Annotated in this window: 12 protein-coding genes; 5 read left to right on the plus strand and 7 right to left on the minus strand. The window is 73.5% G+C overall.

The annotated features are described in order from the left end of the window. Positions 1-28: 28 nt before the first annotated feature. The 5 genes from ACIOD2_RS48825 to ACIOD2_RS48845 all read right to left on the minus strand — a co-directional run bounded on the left by ACIOD2_RS48825 (position 29) and on the right by ACIOD2_RS48845 (position 7,685). Entirely contained in the window at positions 29-1,198 is a 1,170-nt protein-coding gene (locus ACIOD2_RS48825; protein ID WP_400552892.1) for a VWA domain-containing protein, read from the minus strand. After that, positions 1,195-3,381: a DUF5682 family protein gene (locus ACIOD2_RS48830; RefSeq protein WP_400552895.1), complete on the minus strand. Its 2,187-nt coding sequence runs from the start codon at positions 3,379-3,381 to the stop codon at positions 1,195-1,197. Before ACIOD2_RS48830 ends, ACIOD2_RS48825 begins: the two co-directional genes overlap by 4 nt. Then, complete coding sequence (locus ACIOD2_RS48835) at positions 3,378-4,466, minus strand: AAA family ATPase (RefSeq protein WP_400552896.1); 1,089 nt, start codon at positions 4,464-4,466, stop codon at positions 3,378-3,380. The genes ACIOD2_RS48830 and ACIOD2_RS48835 overlap by 4 nt, the downstream gene beginning before the upstream one ends. Further along, positions 4,463-5,854: a DUF5691 domain-containing protein gene (locus tag ACIOD2_RS48840; protein WP_400552898.1), complete on the minus strand. Its 1,392-nt coding sequence runs from the start codon at positions 5,852-5,854 to the stop codon at positions 4,463-4,465. Before ACIOD2_RS48840 ends, ACIOD2_RS48835 begins: the two co-directional genes overlap by 4 nt. A gap of 511 nt (positions 5,855-6,365) precedes the next feature. Beyond that, on the minus strand, positions 6,366-7,685 hold the full coding sequence (locus ACIOD2_RS48845) for an SWIM zinc finger family protein (protein ID WP_400552900.1): 1,320 nt from the start codon (positions 7,683-7,685) through the stop codon (positions 6,366-6,368). Between the two features lie 142 nt (positions 7,686-7,827). On the opposite strand from ACIOD2_RS48845, the gene ACIOD2_RS48850 reads away from it, so the two are divergent. Genes ACIOD2_RS48850 through ACIOD2_RS48870 form a run of 5 tightly spaced genes read left to right on the plus strand, consistent with a single transcriptional unit; the run spans position 7,828 to position 11,836 of the window. Next, a complete protein-coding gene (locus tag ACIOD2_RS48850; RefSeq protein ID WP_400552902.1) occupies positions 7,828-8,718 on the plus strand; it encodes a LysR family transcriptional regulator in 891 nt (296 codons plus the stop codon). Between the two features lie 45 nt (positions 8,719-8,763). Continuing rightward, positions 8,764-9,825: a tartrate dehydrogenase gene (locus ACIOD2_RS48855; RefSeq protein WP_400552904.1), complete on the plus strand. Its 1,062-nt coding sequence runs from the start codon at positions 8,764-8,766 to the stop codon at positions 9,823-9,825. Further along, entirely contained in the window at positions 9,822-10,691 is an 870-nt protein-coding gene (locus tag ACIOD2_RS48860; RefSeq protein ID WP_400552906.1) for an alpha/beta hydrolase, read from the plus strand. The genes ACIOD2_RS48855 and ACIOD2_RS48860 overlap by 4 nt, the downstream gene beginning before the upstream one ends. A gap of 33 nt (positions 10,692-10,724) precedes the next feature. Beyond that, a complete protein-coding gene (locus tag ACIOD2_RS48865; protein WP_400552908.1) occupies positions 10,725-11,246 on the plus strand; it encodes a PadR family transcriptional regulator in 522 nt (173 codons plus the stop codon). Next, a complete protein-coding gene (locus tag ACIOD2_RS48870; RefSeq protein WP_400552910.1) occupies positions 11,246-11,836 on the plus strand; it encodes a GyrI-like domain-containing protein in 591 nt (196 codons plus the stop codon). The genes ACIOD2_RS48865 and ACIOD2_RS48870 overlap by 1 nt, the downstream gene beginning before the upstream one ends. Positions 11,837-11,838: 2 nt before the next feature. On the opposite strand, the gene ACIOD2_RS48875 is transcribed toward ACIOD2_RS48870, so the two are convergent. Both ACIOD2_RS48875 and ACIOD2_RS48880 read right to left on the minus strand, forming a co-directional pair. Beyond that, positions 11,839-12,126, minus strand: coding sequence for a hypothetical protein (locus tag ACIOD2_RS48875; protein WP_400552912.1), 288 nt, complete (start codon positions 12,124-12,126; stop codon positions 11,839-11,841). Further along, complete coding sequence (locus ACIOD2_RS48880) at positions 12,126-14,192, minus strand: AMP-binding protein (RefSeq protein WP_400552914.1); 2,067 nt, start codon at positions 14,190-14,192, stop codon at positions 12,126-12,128. Before ACIOD2_RS48880 ends, ACIOD2_RS48875 begins: the two co-directional genes overlap by 1 nt. Positions 14,193-14,260: the final 68 nt, after the last annotated feature.

Raw genomic sequence — 14,260 nt, forward strand, 5'->3', positions numbered from 1 at the left:
GCGGCCGGGGTGGGTTTAATCCCGCAACTCAGCTGCTCTCGCGGGCAGCCCAGGCCTGCAGGTCGTCACCGCGGACGGCGGCCGCCATCAGCTCCGGGAACTGGTCCGGGGTGCACGCGAACGCCGGGACGCCCAGCTCGGCCAGCGCCGCCGCGTTCTCGTGGTCGTACGACGGCGCGCCCGAGTCGGACAGCGCCAGCAGCGTCACCACCTGGACGCCCGAGTTGACCAGCTCGGCGATCCGCTGCAGCAGCTCGTCCTCGTCGCCGCCTTCGTAGAGGTCGCTGATCAGCACCAGCAGCGTCTGCTCGGGGCGGCCGACCAGGCCCTGGCAGTAGGCGATCGCGCGGTTGATGTCGGTGCCGCCGCCCAGCTGGGTGCCGAACAGCACGTCGACCGGGTCGGCGAGGTGCTCGGTGAGGTCGGCGACCTCGGTGTCGAACGCGACGAACGACGTCTTCAGCGCCCGCATCGACGCCAGCACCGCGCCGAACAGCCCGGAGTACACCACCGACTCCGCCATCGAGCCCGACTGGTCGACGGCCAGGATCACGTCGCGCTGCACCGCCTGCTGCCGCCGGCCGAAGCCGATCAGCTTCTCCGGCACGATCGTGCGCAGCTCGGGGGAGTAGTGCTTGAGGTTGGCGTGGATCGTGCGGGCCCAGTTGATGTCGCCCGGACGCGGCCGGTGGGTGCGCGACGCCTTGTCGAGCGCGCCCTTGATCGCCGCGCGCGTGCGGTCGGCGAGCCGTTCCTCCAGCTCTTCGACGACCTTGCGGACGACCTCGCGCGCGGTCTCCTTGGTCTCCTCGGGCAGCACGCTGTTGAGCGAGAGCAGGGTGCCGACCAGGTGGACGTCCGGCTCGACCGCCGAGAGCAGCTCCTTCTCCAGCAGCATCCGGGTCAGCCCGAGCCGGTCGACCGCGTCGCGCTGCATCACCTGCACGACGGTGCTGGGGAAGTAGCGCCGGACGTCGCCGAGCCAGCGCGCGACCCGCGGCGCCGACGCGCCCAGGTTCGCGCTCCGCGGGCCGCCGGTGGACTCCTCGTCCGGCTTGTCGTAGAGGGCCGCCAGGGCCTTGTCCACGCCACTGTCCTCTTCGGACAGCTGGGCGTCTTCGAGTCCCGAGCCCGGCCCGCCGCCTTCGCCGCCCAGCACCAGCCGCCAGCGGCGCAACCGGTCCGTGTCCACGCTCATACTCCGGCCCCCAGCAAAGTCGCCATGACGGGCAGCACGCGCTCGGCCCGTTCCTCGTCCAGTTCGTCGGCCGTCGGCACGACGGCCCGCGCGGCGCCGGTCAACCCGGCCGCCCGCTGCCCGATCGCCCGCTTCTCGGGCCCGCTGAACGCCCCGAAAGTGCGCCGCAGCAACGGAAGCACCTCGGTGAAGACGTCGGCGGGGATCGCCGCGAGCCAGGCGTCGATCACCTGCAGCAGGGCTTCGTCGTGCACCAGGAGCAGGGCCCCGCCGTCGAAGAAGCCCTCGACGTACGCCGCGCCCGCCGACGGGGTGATGCCCGGCGTGAGTGCCCGGCCGAGCCGCAGTTCGATGTCGAGCGAGCCGAGCAGCCCGGCGTCGTGCAGGATCCGGGTCAGCCGCCCGGCCAGCAGCGGCGGCAGCGACGGGCGTTCGGCCAGCCGCGCGAGCGCGGCCAGCCAGCGTGCCTTCGCGTCCTCGCCCAGCAACGCGGTGGCGTCGTGGACGCCGTCGACCAGCTTGCAGAACCGGGTCGCGGCGTCGTCGTCGATCCCGTGGGTCGCCGGGGGCAGCCCGGCGCAGACCCGGTCCAGCATGCGGAGGGCGACCGCGCGCAGGGAGCCGGTGTCGGTGCCGCGGACGTCGCCGTAGCGGGTCGCCCTGGCCAGCGCGGGCAGCGCGGACATCAGCCGCGCGACGTCCGAGTCGGCCGCGGCCCGCGCGTCGAGCGCCGCGAGCGCGTCGGGCAGCGCGTCGGCCAGGTCCGCGAGCAGGCAGTTCTCGACGGCGGTGGTGACCTCGTCGAGCGGCGGGGTGCCTTCGACCGTGCCGCGGACCGCGGAGGTGGCCGCCGACGGAACAGTCGTGCCGTGGACGGCGGCCGCGACGAGGTCGACCTCGAACGACGGTTCCCAGCACAGCGCCCAGGTCTCCCGGAACGTCCCCCGGTTCCGCCGCGCCGACGCCTCCCGCGTGCCCCACTCGATGCCGAGGATCCGCAGCCGGTGCAGCAGCTTCGAGCGGTCGAGGCCGCCCGGCGTCCGCAGGTCGAGGTCGAGCTCCTTGACGACCGGGTCCTTCTTGAGCCGCAGGCGTTTCGCGGTCGCGGTCAGGTCCGCGGCCAGCGGCGGCTGCGGGACGCGGTCCGGCACCTCGCCGAGCCGTTCGCCGACGACGAGCCGCCGGGTGACCAGCGCGACCTGCACGTCGTCCCCGCCGCACAGCACCGACCGGGTGGCTTCGGTGACCTCCGCCAGACCGGCCGACGACCGGCCGCGCAGCGCGGCCAGCGCCTCGGCCAGCCGGACGGCCTCGATGACGTGCGCGGTCGAGACCGGCAGGTCCTCTTCGCGCAGCACCGCCGCGACACCGGCCAGCCAGCGCGTGGTGACGTCGGAGGCCGTGGTGAACAGGTGGTGGTACCAGCCCGGCGACAGCACGCCCGCGCCGTAGCCGCTGGCCGCGGCGAGCCGTCCGTGCGTCCACGGCACCCAGGTGCACGCGACCTTCCGCTTCGGCAGTCCTTTGAGGACGCTCTGGTCGTGCGACGCGGGCGGCAGCGGGTCGGCCAGCGCCGGCACGTGCCAGGCACCGCACACGACGGCGATGTTCTCGAAGCCGTCCTTGCGGGTCTTGCGCAGCACCGAGCGCATGTAGGCCTCACGGCGTGCTTCGTTGCCCTGCGGCGGTTTTTCGTCCTCGCGCAGCGCGGTCATCGCCTCGGCGATCACCTCGAACGGCGACGCGTTGTCCCGCCGCGACTCGACGACGTCGTCCCACCAGCGTTCCGGGTCGTCGTAGCCGCCCGCGGCGGCCAGCGACGCGAGCGGGTCGCCGGGCGGCCCGGCGTGCTCGTCCGGCCCGGCGGCGAAGGTGTTCGCGGCGGGCAGGTCGCAGAACCGCACCGGGACACCGGCTTCGCGAGCGTACGCAAGCGCTTGCCACTCGGGGCTGAACACGGCGAAGGGCCAGAACGCGGCCCGCGAGACGTCGTCGGTCGCGTACGCCAGCAGCGCCACCGGCGGCGCCATCGCCGGGTCCTCGGTCAGCTCGACGAGCGCGTCGGCTTCCGGCGGCCCTTCGATCAGCACGACGTCCGGTTCGAGCTCCGCCAGCCGCGCCGCCACGGCCCGGGCCGAGCCCGGACCGTGGTGGCGGATGCCGAGCAGGTGGGTGATGGTCACGAAATCTCCTGGCCCGCCCGGTAGAAGTCGGACCAGCCGTCGCGCTCGCGGACGACCGTTTCCAGGTACTCCAGCCAGATCGCGCGGTCGGCGACCGGGTCCTTGACCACCGCGCCGTGGATGCCGGCCGCGATGTCGTGCGGGCGCAGCACGCCGTCACCGAAGTGGGTCGCCAGGGCCAGGCCGCCGGTGAGCACGCTGATCGCCTCGGCGGTGGACAGCGTGCCGGACGGCGACTTCACCGCCGTGCGGCCGTCTTCGGTGCGGCCCGAGCGCAGCTCGCGGAACACCGTCACGACCCGGCGGATCTCGGCCAGCTCGGCGGCTTCGGCCGGCAGCTGCAGGGACGTGCCCAGCTCCAGGACCCGCCGGCTGACGATCTCGATCTCCGCCTCCGCGCTGTCGGGCAGCGGCAGGACCACGGTGTTGAACCGCCGCCGCAGCGCGCTGGACAGCTCGTTGACGCCCTTGTCGCGGTTGTTCGCCGTCGCGATCATGTTGAAGCCGGGCCGCGCCTGGACCTCGTCACCCAGCTCCGGGATCGGGAGCGTCTTCTCGGACAGGATGGTGATCAGCGTGTCCTGGACGTCCGCCGGGATGCGGGTGAGCTCCTCGAGCCGGGCGATTTTCCCGTCGCGCATCGCACGCACCACCGGGCTTTCGACGAGGGCGGCTGCGCTCGGGCCCTCGGCGATCAGCCGGGCGTAGTTCCAGCCGTAGCGGATCGACTCCTCGGACGTGCCCGCGGTGCCCTGCACCAGCAGTGTCGAGTCGCCGCTGATCGCGGCGGTCAGGTGCTCGGACACCCACGTCTTCGCCGTGCCCGGCACGCCGAGCAGCAGTAGCGCGCGGTCGGTGGCGAGGGTGGCGACGGCGACCTCGATCAGCCGCCGCGGGCCGACGTACTTCGGCGTGATGACGGTGCCGTCCGGCAGGGTGCCGCCGAGCAGGTACTCGACGACCGCCCAGGGGGAGAGGTTCCAGTTGGGCGGCTTGGCCCGGTCGTCGTTGGCGGCCAGCGCGGCCAGTTCGGCGGCGTGCTCCTGTTCGGCGTGCGGCCTCAGGACGGTGGCGGGGGCGGTCATGCGAGCTCCTCGTACATTTCGCGGCGGAAGTTCAACGTTTCGGTGAGCGCCCGGCGCCACGGCCCGGCGTCCATGGTCAGCCGGGTGGTGGCCAGCGGGTGGCGCAGGCAGCCGGGCGGGACCGCGCGGGCGATCACGACGGCGGCGTGCGAGACCAGGCGGTGGTCGTCCTGGCGGGCGATCCAGTCGAGCAGCGCGGTGCCCAGCTCGGCGGTCCACGGCCGGGGCAGCTCGTGCACCAGCCGGGCGAACGACTCGGTGGGCAGCCGCCCGACCAGGTGCCCGATGGTGGCGGCCTGGCTCGCCGCGCCCAGCACCCCGAGCAGCGGCGGGGTGGTGCGCCCGCCGGGGTCGGCGCCGATCAGGGCGTGCGCCCAGGTTTCGTCGCGCTGGCGCAGGGCCGCGGCGGCCCAGGCGTCACGCAGGACGCCGGGCGGGCAGCCCTCGACGGTCATCCGCACCACTTCGGCGGGCGGCCCGAACTCCGTCCAGAAGGATAAAGGTGCGGCCGAGACCAGCGTCCGCAGCCGGACGGTGCCCTCGTCCTTGCCGCGTTCGGTCTGGGGCAGGGCGACGTCGAGGACGCGGCCGTGGCGCCGGACGAGCGGCCGCAGCCGCTCGGCCATCCGGTGCCCGTGGCGGGTGTCCGGCAGCCGTCCGAGCAGGTCGGCCGCCTTCTCCCGGACGGCGGCCGCGCGGTCGGCGAGGGCGGCTTCGAGGAAGTCCTCGTCGTCGTCCCGGACGTGCCCGGCGAGCACGCCGAGGAAGTCGGCGCGGACGTCGGCGGGCTCGCTCTTCCACGACGTCGTCAGCGCTTCCCGGGCCGCGCCGGCGTCGTCGATCAGGCGGGCGGCCAGCCAGCGGCGGCGCTGGGCGAGGCTGCCGTACTGCCAGACGTCACCGGATTCTTCGGCGGGCGCGGCCAGGAAGGCCCAGTCGGGGTTCCGCTGCCCGAGCCAGGCCCCGACGGGCCCGGCGACCGCGACGAGCGGCCCGCGCAGGGCCGTCTTGGAGCGGGCGGCTTCGGCCAGCAGGGGCAGGAACTCGGGCGGGACGCGGTAGTGCGTGCCGGCGAGGATGCCGAGCCACTCCTGGAGCAGGTCGGGATGGCTCGCGGCGAGCAGCCGGGCCAGCCGTTCCCGCGCCAGAGCGGGAACGAAAGGCCGTTCGTCGGGCGCGGCGACGGGCAGCGGCTTGACGTCGGTGAGCGACCGCCGCCCGGCCCGCTTGTAGGTGGTGAGCACCGCGGCGGCGGCCAGCAGCTGTTCGGCGGGCTCGCTGCGTACGTTGGCAAGCTCCTGCACGGCGGCAGGTTGTCCGCTGAGATCGAGCGGCCGGCGGCGGGTGCCGAGGAGCGCGGTGCCGACGAGGTCTTCCCAGGCTTTCATGAGCGCACCTCCTTGGTCTGCCGGCGTTCGTTCGGTGGGTTGGTGCGGGATCCCGGCCCGTCTGGGTACGGAGTCGGTACACGTGTCTGGACGGTCGGCTCGCGTGATTGGGGAGTCGACTCGCGTGATTGGGGAGTCGACTCGCGTGCCTGGGGAGTCGACTCGCGTGCCTGGAGGGTCGACACGTGTGCCTGGAGGGTCGACACGCGTGTTTGGGGAGTCGACACCCGTGATTGGGGAGTCGACTCGCGTGATTGGAGGGTCGACTCGCGTGCCTGGAGGGTCGACACGCGTGTTTGGGGAGTCGACACCCGTGATTGGGGAGTCGACACGTGTGATTGGAGGGTCGACACGCGTACCTGGAGGGTCGACACGCGTACCCGGAGGGGCGACTCGCGTGCCTGGAGGGACGACACGCGTACTTGGGTGGACGACTCGCGTATCTGGATGGACGACACGGGTGATTGGGGGGTCGACACGTGTGATTGGGGGGTCGACACGGGGGTGGGGGTCACAGGCGGACCGCCCGGTTCTCGTGCCAGCACGTCAGCGGGCGCAGGCCTGCCTGGCTCCATTCGGCCGCCACCGTCAGCGGGCCGCCGGCCGAAAGCGCCAGTAGGGACCATGGGAAGGCGTACGGAACCAAGGGCAGCGCTGTTCCGTCCTTTTCGGACAGACACCAGCCGTCGCCGTGTTCGGCGGGGGTCACCTCCGACAGCAGGACCGGCCAGCGCTCCAGCCACGGGTCCGCCGCCATCGCCGTGGCGTACGCCGCCAGCGCTTCCGCGATCGAGCCGCCCGAGGCCGTCGGGGCCGGGAGCGGGATGCCCCGCTCGGCCACGAGCGCCCGCAGGGGAGCGGCGCCCGGGTAGAACGCCAGCTCCGCGGTCAGCAGGTGCCCGGGCGGCAGCGACGCGTCGAGCGGCCGGCCCGGCGGCGCGAACGAAAGCACCAGGGCGTCGCGCCCCGTGCGACTCCCGCGCAGCCAGGTGCGCCGGGTCAGCAGCCGGTCGTTCTCCTCGTCGGCCGCGCCGGTGATCAGCCAGTCGTCCGAGACGCGCTCGCCGCTCTCCACGACCCGGGCCGTCTCCACCGAGAACCCGAGCCGCGTCCGCACCGTCTCCGCCAGCCCGGGCGGCAGCTCATTCAGCCGGCCCGCCGCGTCCGCGAGCAGGTACAACAGCGACAGCTCGGCCAGCAGCGCGTCCGGCCAGTCGCGGCGGCCGACGATCCCGGCCGCCCGCCGCAGCCCGCCCGCCAGGCCCGACGCCTGGGCGTCGACCATCCGGGCGGCGACCGTGCGCAGCTCCTCGGACCCGCTGCGGTCGAAGCCCGCGAACCCCGCGCCGACCCGGTCGGTCAGCCACACCTTCAGCTCCGCGACACCGCCTTCGACGCGCGCCGCGCGGCCCTCGGCGCGTTTGGCCGCGGCCTCTTCGTCCTTGGGGCCCGCGGCTTCCGCGCGCTTCTCCGCCTTCCGCGCCCGGTCCGCGCGCTCGGCGAGCCAGGTGTGCACCCACTCCGGCGGGTCCGCGGCGTCGATCCGGCCGGCGGCCCACATCAGCAGCAGGCCGAGCGCGTGCTTGCACGGGAACTTGCGGCTGGGGCAGGAACACCGGAACGCGGGCTCGGCCAGCTCGCAGCACGTCTGGTACGGCTTTTTGCCGCTGCCTTGGCAAAAGCCCCAGATCGCTTCGCTCGAGACGCCCGCGCCGGACCACTTCGCCGGTGTCGCGAGCGCCCGGCCCGCCTTCTCCGAAGCGGGATCCGGCGCGAGCCCGGCCACGCGTTCCGCGGTCCACGGCACCGCCGTCACCACCTGTCCCCCCACTGGTTTCCTTTGCCGTCCGGTCGGTTCTCCCCGGGCGGTGGCCCGGGGTGGCTTACCCGACGAAGCATGCCAGTACCCACCGACAATTTCCGTGAGCGCAGGTCAGGCCTGCGATCTATGCTGGGCCGCCCCGGAGGTGAGTGTGGACGCTCGGCAGCTCGAGTACTTCCTCGCCGTGGTCGACCACGGCGGGATGAGCCGGGCCGCCCAGGCGCTCTACATCGCGCAGCCGTCGCTCTCCCAAGCCGTCCGCGTCCTCGAGCGGGACCTCGGCACCAGCCTGTTCGACCGCGTCGGACGCCGGCTCGTGCTGACCCAGGCCGGGCACGCGCTCGTGGAACCGGCGCGGCAGATCGTGCGCGGGCTCGCCGCCGCGCGGGCCGCCGTCGATTCGGTCGGCGGGCTCGAAGCGGGGCGGGTCGAGATCGCCGCCATGCCGTCGCAGGCGGTCGAGCCGCTGAGCGGCATGATCCGCCGGTTCACGGAGCGCCACCCCGGGCTGACGGTGGCCGTGCGCTCGGCGTTCACCCCGGACGACGTCCTCGGCATGGTGCGCAGCGGGGTCACCGAACTCGGCCTCGCCGCCGGTCCGGAGCCGCTGAAAGCGCCTGGGCTCGACGTCGTCCCGTGCGGCCGGCAGCGGTTCGTGCTGGTCACCGGCCCGGACGTGCCGTTCCCGGACGGCGAGCCGGTGCCACGGGAGCTGCTCGCCGGCCGTCGTCTGATCGTCGGCCAGCCGGGCACCGGCATGCGGCGGCTGGTCGACGACATCCGGGCGAGCGGCGTCGACGTCGTGCCGGTGGTGGAGACCGAGCACCGCGAGGCCATCCTGCCGCTGGTGCTGGGCGGGGTCGGGATGGCGGTGCTGGCCGACTCGTGGACGTCGCTCGCGCAGCGGGCCGGCGCGCGGGTGTTCGCGTTGGATCCGCCCGCCCACCTGCACGTCGCGCTGGTCGGCCGGGCGGCGCTCACCCCGACGGCGGCGGCCTTCGTCGCCACGATCGATAGGCAGGGCCTATCAACCGAGCCGTGATCCGGTCTTGGACGGGGGCCGTCACCGCCTGCTGACATCGAGGGCATGACCTCCCACCGCATCGCCCTCGTCCCCGGTGACGGCATCGGCCGCGAAGTGACCCCGGCGGCCCGCGCCGTGCTCGACGCGGCCGGCGCGCGGCACGGCGTGAGCTTCCGCTACGACGAGTTCGACTGGTCCTGCGAGCGTTACCTCGCCGAGGGCGCGATGATGCCCGCCGACGGCCTCGACCGCGTCCGCCACCACGACGCGCTCTTCCTCGGCGCCGTCGGCGCGCCCGGCGTGCCCGACCACGTTTCCCTGTGGGGCCTGCTCATCCCGCTGCGCCGCGGCTTCCGCCAGTACGTCAACCTCCGGCCGATCCGGGTGTTCGACGGCCTCGACAGCCCGGTCCGTGGCGCCCGTGACGTCGACTTCGTCGTGGTGCGCGAGAACGTCGAGGGGGAGTACAGCGAGATCGGCGGCCGGCTCAACCGCGGCCTGCCCGACGAACTCGCGGTGCAGGAGGCCGTGTTCACCCGGCCCGGCGTCACGCGGGTCGTCGACTTCGCGCTCGATCTCGCCGGGCGCCGCCGCGGGAGGCTGACGTCCGCGACGAAGTCCAACGGCATCGTGCACACCATGCCGTTCTGGGACGAGATCGTCGCCGAACGCGCCGCGACGAAGCCCGAGGTCGACGTCGAGTCCGAGCACATCGACGCCCTCGCCGCGAAGTTCGTGCTCGACCCGGGCCGCTACGACGTCGTCGTCGCGTCCAACCTCTTCGGCGACATCCTCAGCGACCTCGCGGCCGCCGTCGCGGGCGGGATCGGCCTCGCCCCGGCCGCGAACCTCAACCCCGAGCGCGACTTCCCGTCGATGTTCGAGCCGGTGCACGGCTCCGCGCCGGACATCGCCGGGCGGGGGATCGCGAACCCGATCGGCGCCATCTGGACGGCCGCGCTGCTGCTGGACCACCTCGGCCACGCCGAGGCCGCCGCCGGCGTCGAAGGTGCGCTCGCCGCGGTGCTGGCGAAGACTCGGCTGCGCACGCCCGACCTGGGCGGCACCGCGACGACGGTGAGCTTCACCCGTGCGGTGCTCGACGAGCTGGGAGGAGCCCGATGAGCGTCCCGCTGCCGTTCCGGTACCGCACGGTCGAGGCCGGTGTCCCGATCCGCTGCGCCGTCGGCGGCGAGGGCCCGCCCGTGCTGCTCCTGCACGGTTATCCGCAGACGCACGTGATCTGGCACGCCGTCGCGCCGCTGCTCGCGGAGCGCTTCACGGTCGTGGCGGCCGATCTGCGCGGGTACGGCGACAGCGGCAAACCCGCGCCCAGCGAAGGAGACGCGGAGTACGCGAAGCGGGCCATGGCCGCCGACCAGGTGGCCGTGATGGCCGCACTCGGGTTCGACCGCTTCGCCGTCGCCGGGCACGACCGCGGGGGCCGCGTCGCGCACCGGATGGCGCTGGACCGGCCGGACGCCGTGCGCGCGCTCGCCGTGCTCGACATCGTGCCGACCCGCCACGCCTTCGCCCACGCCGACCGGGACTTCGCGACCGGCTACTGGCACTGGTTCTTCCTCACCGCGGGCCACGGCATCCCGGAGCGGATGATCGGCGCCGACCCGGAGTTCTGGATCCGCGCCCGGATGACGTCCCGGCACGCGGGCGGCACGCCGTTCGACCCGGCCGCGATGGCCGAGTACGTGCGGTGCTTCGACGAAGCGTCGATCGCCGCGTCCTGCGCGGACTACCGCGCCGCCGCGACGCTCGACCTCGAGCACGACGAGGCCGACGCGGGCCGCCGCCTCCAGGTCCCGGTCCGGGCGCTCTGGGGCGAGCGCAGCTTCGTCGGCCGGAACCACGACGTCCTCGACGTCTGGCGCGGCTACGCCGCCGACGTCACCGGCCGGGCCCTGCCGTCCGACCACTACCTGCCCGAGGAGGCGCCGGCCGAGGTCGCGGCGGAGCTGACCCGGTTCTTCGGTTGACGGCACGACCTATTCCAGCACTAGAATAGCCGGGTGCTCACCGACGCGGAGCTGACGGTGCTCGGCCTCGTGGCCGAGCGGCCGAGGCACGGTTACGAGCTGGACGAAGTGGTCGAGGAACGCGGCATGCGCGACTGGACCGCCCTCGGTTTCAGCTCGATCTACTACGTCCTCGGCAAGCTGCGCGACCGCGGCCTGATCGCCGAGGTCGCGGCCGACCGCGCGCACGCGAAGGCGAAGAAGACGTTCACGGCCACCGAAGCCGGCCGGGCAGCGTGCGCGGAAGCCGCGGAGGCGGCCATCGCGGAGCTGCGCCCGGTGCACCCGCCGGTGCTGGCCGGGCTCGCGAACAGCCCGCTCCTCCCGCCCGAGCGGCTCGCCTCGGCGCTGGCCAGGCGCGCCGAAGCCGTCGACGCACGGCTGGCCGAGGTGCGCCGGGCGGCCGCCGCCCAGCCGTCCGCGCCGCCGTTCGTCCGGGCGATCTTCGACTACTCGATCACGCAGCTCGAAGCCGAAGCCGCGTGGCTGGCCACCCGGACCGAAGGAACACCCTGATGCCGTACGACATCAAGAAGGACCTGAAGCAGCTGTACGCGCCGAAGAACACCGACTGGGCGCTGCTGGACGTGCCCGCGCAGCGGTTCATCGCGATCGACGGCCGGGGAAACCCGAACACCGCCGAGAGCTACCAGCGCGCCGTCGAAGCGCTCTACGCGGTCGCGTACACGCTCAAGCGGGCCGCGGAGCGGGACTTCGTCGTGGGGCCGCTGGAAGGCTTGTGGTGGGCCGAGGACATGGCCGCGTTCACCGTCCGCGCCAAGGACAGCTGGCAGTGGACGATGCTCATCGCCCAGCCGGAGTGGATCGACGGGGACGCCGTCGAGGAAGCCCGGGAAACCGTGCGCCGCAAGAAGAAGCTCGACGCCGACGTCCGGTTCGAGACCCTCACCGAGGGCCGGTGCGCCCAGGCGCTGCACGTCGGTTCCTACGACGACGAGGGCCCGCTGCTGGCCCGGCTGCACGAAGACTTCCTTGCCGCGCAAGGCTTGAAGCCGTCCGGACTGCACCACGAGGTCTACCTCGGCGACCCCCGGCGCACGGAACCCGCGAAGCTCAAGACCGTGCTGCGGCAGCCGGTTTCCTGAGGTCAGTCGAGGTCGGCGAGGCCGCGCTCCCAGCGTTCCCGGCGCTGGGCGGACGTCTGCTCCCACCACGGCTCGCCGCGTTCGCCGAGTGCCACCTTCGCCAGCTGGACGCGCTCGCGCGCCTGGGCGCGAGCCGCGTCGTCGTCGCCCGCCGCCCCGACGGCGCGCCGCGCGGCCATCAGGTGCTTCTGCAGCCGGTCGCGGACGTCGCCGGGGATCTCCGGGTCGGTCGCGCGCCAGCGGCGGCCGCCGACCACGATGTAGCGGCCGTCCGGGGTGTGTTCCGGCATCAGTAGTCGGTGGTGACGGGCCAGGTGTCGTCGTGCAGCAGGCGCTTGAGGATCTTGCCCGTGGCGTTGCGGGGCAGGTCCGGCACGAAGTAGACGTCACGCGGCACGGCGAAGCGGGCCAGGCGCTGGTGGATGTAGGCCCGGATGTCCTCCGCGTGCAGCGAGGCGCCGCGCCGCGGGACGACGTAGGCCGCCAGGCGCTGGCCCCACTCCGCGTCGGCCACGCCGACCACCGCCGCGTCGTGCACGCCGGGCAGCGCCACCAGGGCTTCCTCGACCGGGCGCGGGAAGACGTTCTCGCCGCCGGAGACGATCATCTCGTCGGCCCGGCCGGTGACGAACAGCCGGCCCGCCGCGTCGAGGTAGCCGACGTCGCCGGTGGCCATCAGGTCCGCCGCCCGCGCCGGGTCGATGCCGGAGGTGTAGCCGTCGAAGAGCATGTCGTTGCCGACGAAGATCTGGCCCTCGCCGCCGGGCGGCACCGGCTTGCGCTCCTCGTCGAGGATCGCGACGTTCGTGCCGAGCGGGCACCGGCCCGCGGTGGTCGGCGCGGCGCGCAGGTCGGCGGGGTCGGCGATGCTCGCCCAGGACACCTCGGTCGAGCCGTAGAAGTTGTAGAGGACGTCGCCGAAGGTGTCCATGAACGCCGTCACGAACGTCCCGGACATCGCCGAGCCGCTGCTCGCGACGATCCGCAGCGACGACAGGTCGTACCGCGCGCGGACCCGTTCGGGCAGGTCCATGATCCGCTGCAGCATGATCGGGACGACGAACAGCGCGTCGCACTTCTGCTCGGCGATCGTCCTCAGTGTCTCTTCGGCGTCGAACTTGCGGACCAGCGCCAGCGTCGAGCGCAGCGCCATGCCGATCTGCATCGCGGCCAGGCCCCAGCTGTGGAACAGCGGTGCCGCGACGAGGATCCGGTCGCCGGCCTTCAGGGGGATGCGGTCGAGGATCGACGCGGCCGCGCCCATGCCCTTCGGGGTCGGGCGGCGCGCGCCCTTCGGCGTCCCGCTGGTGCCGGAGGTGAGCACGACCAGCCGGCCCGGCCGCTCGGCCGGCTTGGGCCGGTCGGCGGGGGCGGACTGGATCAGCTCGTCGACGGTCGGGTAGCCGGTCTCGGCGTCCGGCCAGGTGCTGATGCGCGCGAAGTCGCCGGGGACGTTCGCGATGGTCCGGGCGAACTCGTCGTCGGCCAGCACGGCGGCCGGCCGGTGCTCGGCCAGCACGTCCTTGACCGACGACGCGGAGAGGCCGGTGTTGAGCAGGATGACGTCGGCGCCGAGCTTGCTGGCCGCGACGAACGACTCGACCATCGCGGAGTGGTTGCGGCACATGAGCGCGATCCGGTCGCGCTCGTTGACCCCGAGCTCGCTGAGCGCGTTGGTGAGCCGGTCGCTGCGTTCCTGGACCTGGGCGAAGGTGCGGACGTTGCGCTCGTCGTGCAGCGCGACGTCGTCGGCGGCGCGGGCCGCGGCGGCCTGGTAGCCACCGGCGATGGTGGCGCCCCACTGCGAGACGGAGCTGAGCTGGCGCGCCAGCTTGTCCGGCCGGCCGGGGCTGAGCACCCCGGCGCGCACCAGGATGCTCGTGGTGCGCAGCTTGGTGGCCTTGACGCCGGCGGGACCGGCGTCCGGGTCGGGCTCACCCGACAGGTGCAGGTCGAGGCGCCGCGCGACGGCACGGATGTCCTTCTTGATGGAGGCCACCAGCTCCATGTGCGCCGGCTGCAGCATCATCCGCACGAAGAGTTCGGTCTTCCCGCCGGCCAGCGGTCTCAGCTCGAGGGAGACCCACGTGCCGTCGTCGGGGACGCCGCACCACACGACGTGCTCGCCCGGCCGGTAGACGACGGCCTGGACCTGCGTCTCCAGCATCGGGCGGCGGTCGGCGACGATCCGGATCAGGCCCTTGGGGCCCCGCCCGCGCGAGGCCGGCTCCTGCACCTCGCTCCAGCTGATCTCCGGGACGAAGCGGGGATACCACTCCGGCGACCCGACGATCTGCCACACCACGTCCGGCGGATGCCCGACCACGGCACTCGCCTCGACCACATCGTCACGCATCGTCTGCCCTCACCGAAGTGTCACCGAACACACGTTCAGGTCACGGAGGCGTTACGGTAGCAGCAAAC

This window comes from Amycolatopsis sp. NPDC088138 (assembly GCF_044741685.1).
In the GTDB taxonomy this organism is placed as follows: Bacteria; Actinomycetota; Actinomycetes; order Mycobacteriales; family Pseudonocardiaceae; genus Amycolatopsis.

Excerpts from the sequence above, each read along its gene's own strand:
- ACIOD2_RS48825 (WP_400552892.1), bottom strand. The coding sequence starts at position 1,198 with ATGAGCGTGGACACGGACCGGTTGCGCCGCTGGCGGCTGGTGCTGGGC.
- ACIOD2_RS48835 (WP_400552896.1), bottom strand. The coding sequence starts at position 4,466 with ATGACCGCCCCCGCCACCGTCCTGAGGCCGCACGCCGAACAGGAGCAC.
- ACIOD2_RS48840 (WP_400552898.1), bottom strand. The coding sequence starts at position 5,854 with ATGAAAGCCTGGGAAGACCTCGTCGGCACCGCGCTCCTCGGCACCCGC.
- ACIOD2_RS48855 (WP_400552904.1), top strand. The coding sequence starts at position 8,764 with ATGACCTCCCACCGCATCGCCCTCGTCCCCGGTGACGGCATCGGCCGC.
- ACIOD2_RS48860 (WP_400552906.1), top strand. The coding sequence starts at position 9,822 with ATGAGCGTCCCGCTGCCGTTCCGGTACCGCACGGTCGAGGCCGGTGTC.
- ACIOD2_RS48870 (WP_400552910.1), top strand. The coding sequence starts at position 11,246 with ATGCCGTACGACATCAAGAAGGACCTGAAGCAGCTGTACGCGCCGAAG.
- ACIOD2_RS48875 (WP_400552912.1), bottom strand. The coding sequence starts at position 12,126 with ATGCCGGAACACACCCCGGACGGCCGCTACATCGTGGTCGGCGGCCGC.
- ACIOD2_RS48880 (WP_400552914.1), bottom strand. The coding sequence starts at position 14,192 with ATGCGTGACGATGTGGTCGAGGCGAGTGCCGTGGTCGGGCATCCGCCG.